Consider the following 4,070-nt stretch of genomic DNA (forward strand, 5'->3'; position numbering starts at 1 on the left):
GCTGGCTTCCTCCGGGACATCATCTACCTGCATCGCCGCTCCCTTCAGCGGTTGACGCGGGCGTCGTCGTCCTACGCCCCGGGCATCACAAGCCTCTAACCTGGTGTTTCTGTCTCCGATCCGAACTGTACCGGCTGATTCCTGGCCCCGGCTAAAAGTCTCACAGCAGCAGATACACCGCACCGGCTGCTGTGAAGCCCAGGACAAGGATCTCGAAAGCCCGCTGAGGGATGCGGGAAGCCATCCAGCGCCCAGCGAAGGCAGACAGCACCACCAGTGGAACAAGCAGCACCACAATGCTGAAGACGTGCAGGTTCAACAGGCCCAGACCCACGTGGAAGGGCACCTTGATGAGATTGATGGCGAAAAAGAAGTAGGCGGCAGTGCCGAGGAAGGTCTTCACGTCCAGCCGCATGCCCAGCAGATACAGACTCATGACGGGGCCTCCGGCATTTGCCACCATGGTGGTGAACCCGCCAAGCCAGCCGAAACCATAGCCAGCGGTCCGGCCGAGACGGACTTTTGCCTGTCTGCGTCGCCACATAGTGACGCCCAGCAGTCCCAGCAGAATGACGCCGATGACGCGACGGACCATCGCATCCGAGGCCACCCCAAGGAAGAAGGTTCCGATCGCGACTCCGGCCAGCACCGGCCATACCAGGCGCCGTAAGATCCCCCAGTCCACGGTGCGCCGGTACATCCAGATAGCGAAGAGATCGCCGATGATCAGCAGCACCAGAAGCGCGGCGGTGGACTCTCGAGCAGGAAGAGCGGAGGCAAAGAAGATGACCGCCAATGTTCCAGCACCTGGCACGGCAGTCTTCGCCAGCCCCACAGTGAGGGCGCCGAGGCTCAGCAGCAGCCAACTGGTCAGGGTCAGTTCATCCACCGACTCAGCCTATAGGCGGATGATCGCCACTTAAGCGGCCTCACTACGCCTGAAGCTGACTGCCCCCGGTCCTCGGCCGTGGAGGGCATCGGCTCAGTCCCAGCGGAACAGCGCCCCCGCCACTGCTGCCCCGATCACGGCCGAGCCTCCAAGCACCAGCCAGTTCTGTATCTCCACGCTCTCGCCCAACCAGGCCGATTGAAAGGCTTCTACCGCTGCGCCAAAGGGCAGCCATGAACTGACGGTCTGCAAGGCATCCGGCAGGTTCTCCGTAGGTCCGAACATGCCGCCCAGTGCGGCGAACCCGAAGAAGACGATCAATCCGATGGCCACTGACGAGTTCGGAGTCGGTGAGATCGAGGCGACGATCATGCCCGCCCCGTACATCGCCGCGCAGGTCGCCAGCAGCACCCCCAGGGCCATCAAAGGTGAGTTGGGCAGGTTCGCGCTGAAGAACATCATGGCCACCCCGAAGGCAACACCGATGCCGATGATGACTTGGATGAAGCTGACCACCATCTGGGCAATCAGCAGCATTGCCGGCGAGGCCGGAGTCACCGCCAGTCGGCGCAGTAGTTCGGTCTTTCGGTAGGTGGCCAAGAAACTTGGCATATTGATCACTGCGATGGTGGTCACGACCATGGTGACCACCACCGGCAACAGATAGAAGTCCATGACGGTGATCCCGGCGCTCATCTCCAGACCGACATCCTCGAAGGAGATCGCCTGCATCACCAAGATCAGAAGTGGCATGCCAAGTGGGACGATCAGCCCGGCGGTGTCCCGCATGACCATCTTCGCTTCAGCCTGGATCAGTCTCAGCCACGCTGTTGCACCGGGTCTACGCACTTCAATGGTGTCCGTTGTCATCAGTCGTCCTCTTCCTGGTCGATGAGTTCTTTACCGGTGATCGCGACAAAGGCGTCTTCGAGTGTCTCTGCACCGGTCTTTTCGATCAGCTGGCGCGGAGTGCCCTGGGCGACGATCCGTCCGGCGTCGATCACCGCGACCCGGTCGCACAGCCGCTCCACCTCATCCATGGCGTGACTCACCAAAATGACCGTTTGCCCCTCCAATGACTCCAGAGTTCCCCAGATACGACGGCGCGCTCTCGGGTCCAGACCGGTGGTCAGCTCATCAAGAATCACCACTCGGGGTTGGCCGATGAGTGCCAACGCGATGGAGAGGCGCTGCATCTGACCGCCGGAGAGGTCGTCGAATTTCGTCTTGGCCTGATCGGTCAGCTCCATCATGGCCAGGGCTTCATCAGCGTCACGCGGATTCGGGTAGAAACTGCGGTAGAGATCCACCAGCTCCCGGACGGTCAGCGAACCGTGGAGATAGGCCTGCTGCAGTTGGACTCCTAGAATCTGGCGCACCTTGGCTCGATCTGTGAATGGGTCCAGGCCTTGAATCCGTACTGTTCCCTCAGAGGGTTTGCGCAGCCCGGCGATCATCTCCACCGTGGTGGTCTTACCGGCCCCATTGGTCCCCAGAATGCCGAAGGTCTCGCCTACAGCGATCTGGAGACTGATTCCGTCCACCGCAATCTTGTTCTTGTATCGCTTGACCAGATGCTGAGCATCCACAGCCAAGAGCGGACTCTGGTCGCTGTTTGTTCTCATGCCCTCCAGCATTCCGCCGCCAGCGCGAACCCACTTGTGCCTTCGGTCATGACCTTCACCATGACTTTCGGCACCCCCGCACTACTTCGGTGCTCAGTAGGCTGTGGTGCTATGGACACCGCTGTGCAGTCTGGGCACACACGCCGCAGGCACCTGACCGAGACCTACTCTGGGGCAGGGATCGGGGCTCTGTGCTTGGGCATCGGATTACTCTTGCTGTTTCTGGGTCCCGAGCCCTACATACCGCGTGGACTCTGGTTCGGGCTGTTCCTAGCGTCCCTGTTCTCCGTCGTCTGGGCAGTAGGCGGCGAGATGAACCGCCGTAGGTCTCAGCTGACCTACTGGTTCGCCGTCGTTCTCTCGTGGCTGGTACTTCTGACCATCCCAGATCAAGGCATGCTGGTAGTGCTGCTGGTGGCGGTAGCAGCGGTGGGTAACTACCTGCTGCCGTTGTGGGCGGTGGGCGTCGTCGTTGTGCTCAACTGCGCTGCTGTGGCAGTGCAGTTCCTCATTCAAGGTACTGACCTCATCAACACGGCGCTTTCAGTGTCCTTCTACTTCATCATCCACTGCGCCTCGGTGCTGAGCACCTATGCCCTGTACAAAGAGTCCGCACTGCGCGCTGAGCTGGAGCAGAAGAATGTGGAACTTGAAGCCGCCGGGGTAATGCTGGAGGACTCTGCTGCCACTGCCGAACGGCTTCGTATCTCCCGGGAGCTGCATGACGCGGTGGGTCACCAGCTCACTGTGCTGAATTTGGAGCTCGAAGCCGCCAAGCACCGTTCCGTGCAGGGACCGGCCAATGATCATATTGAACGCGCCGCCGGGGTGGCCAAGCAGTTGCTGGCCGATGTTCGGGCCACAGTGGGAGAGCTGCGCAATTCCGGGGCCGGAGACCTACACACTAGTCTGGAGCTTGGCCGCAGCCGTGCCCTCAATAGAGATCGATGTCCAAACAGACCCGGCGGTCTCTGTAGACGATCAACAGGCGGAAACTCTCATCCGCGCTGGTCAGGAGATCTTGACCAATGCGATCAAGCATTCCGAGGCCCAGCAACTGACACTCAGCGTGCGCAGAGATGGAACCGATACGGTACTGACCGGCACCAATGACGGCTACGCACCGAAGGTGGTCACGTTCGGTCATGGGCTGACGGGTCTGCGGGAGCGAGTGGAACTGCTCGGAGGGCAGCTGAATGTCAGCTCATCGCCGTATTTCACAGTGGAGGTGAGGCTGCCATGACGCGGGTGATCCTGGTGGATGATCAGACCCTGGTTCGCCAGGGCATCCGCACACTGCTGGAGATCGGCGGCATCACCGTGATGGCCGAGGCCGGTGATGGTGCCCAGGCCTTGAAAATCCTAGAGGAGGCACGCGGGCCGGAGGCACCTGATGTGGTCTTACTGGATCTTCGGATGCCCCGGTATGACGGGCTCTGGTTGCTGAGAAAGCTGCAGGACGCCGGATGGGAAGTTCCGGTGCTTGTGCTCACCACCTTCGACGACGACGCCCTCGTGCTTGAGGCACTTCGCGCCGGTGCCCGGGGCTACATGCT

6 protein-coding genes are annotated in these 4,070 nt (G+C 61.0%); 3 read left to right on the forward strand and 3 right to left on the reverse strand.

Going from position 1 to position 4,070, the window contains the following annotated elements; genetic code table 11:
• Positions 1 to 160: 160 nt before the first annotated feature.
• From TX78_RS11325 to TX78_RS11335, 3 genes are all read right to left on the reverse strand, one after another.
• Complete coding sequence (locus TX78_RS11325) at positions 161 to 889, reverse strand: sulfite exporter TauE/SafE family protein (RefSeq protein ID WP_044496353.1); 729 nt, start codon at positions 887 to 889, stop codon at positions 161 to 163.
• A 93-nt stretch (positions 890 to 982) separates the two neighbouring features.
• The gene (locus TX78_RS11330) at positions 983 to 1,759 is read right to left on the reverse strand and encodes an ABC transporter permease (protein WP_044496355.1); all 777 of its coding nucleotides are present in this window, start codon (positions 1,757 to 1,759) and stop codon (positions 983 to 985) included.
• The gene (locus TX78_RS11335; protein ID WP_044496408.1) at positions 1,759 to 2,514 is read right to left on the reverse strand and encodes an ABC transporter ATP-binding protein; all 756 of its coding nucleotides are present in this window, start codon (positions 2,512 to 2,514) and stop codon (positions 1,759 to 1,761) included. Before TX78_RS11335 ends, TX78_RS11330 begins: the two co-directional genes overlap by 1 nt.
• Before the next feature lie 111 nt (positions 2,515 to 2,625).
• Here TX78_RS11335 and TX78_RS11340 point away from each other — a divergent pair, with 111 nt between their 5' ends.
• The 3 genes from TX78_RS11340 to TX78_RS14430 all read left to right on the forward strand — a co-directional run.
• Positions 2,626 to 3,627, forward strand: coding sequence for a sensor histidine kinase (locus TX78_RS11340; RefSeq protein ID WP_049897876.1), 1,002 nt, complete (start codon positions 2,626 to 2,628; stop codon positions 3,625 to 3,627).
• Positions 3,536 to 3,757, forward strand: a complete 222-nt coding sequence (locus TX78_RS14650; RefSeq protein WP_407635392.1) for an ATP-binding protein — start codon at positions 3,536 to 3,538, stop codon at positions 3,755 to 3,757. Before TX78_RS11340 ends, TX78_RS14650 begins: the two co-directional genes overlap by 92 nt.
• Positions 3,754 to 4,070, forward strand: a 317-nt coding sequence (locus tag TX78_RS14430; RefSeq protein ID WP_044496356.1) for a response regulator, incomplete at its 3' end; no start/stop codon positions are given. The genes TX78_RS14650 and TX78_RS14430, both read left to right, overlap by 4 nt.

It is taken from the genome of Nesterenkonia massiliensis, from assembly GCF_000455245.1.
In the GTDB taxonomy this organism is placed as follows: Bacteria; Actinomycetota; Actinomycetes; order Actinomycetales; family Micrococcaceae; genus Nesterenkonia; species Nesterenkonia rhizosphaerae.

Coding starts and splice junctions, on each gene's coding strand:
- TX78_RS11330 (WP_044496355.1), bottom strand. CDS start 1,759: ATGACAACGGACACCATTGAAGTGCGTAGACCCGGTGCAACAGCGTGG.
- TX78_RS11335 (WP_044496408.1), bottom strand. CDS start 2,514: ATGAGAACAAACAGCGACCAGAGTCCGCTCTTGGCTGTGGATGCTCAG.
- TX78_RS11340 (WP_049897876.1), top strand. CDS start 2,626: ATGGACACCGCTGTGCAGTCTGGGCACACACGCCGCAGGCACCTGACC.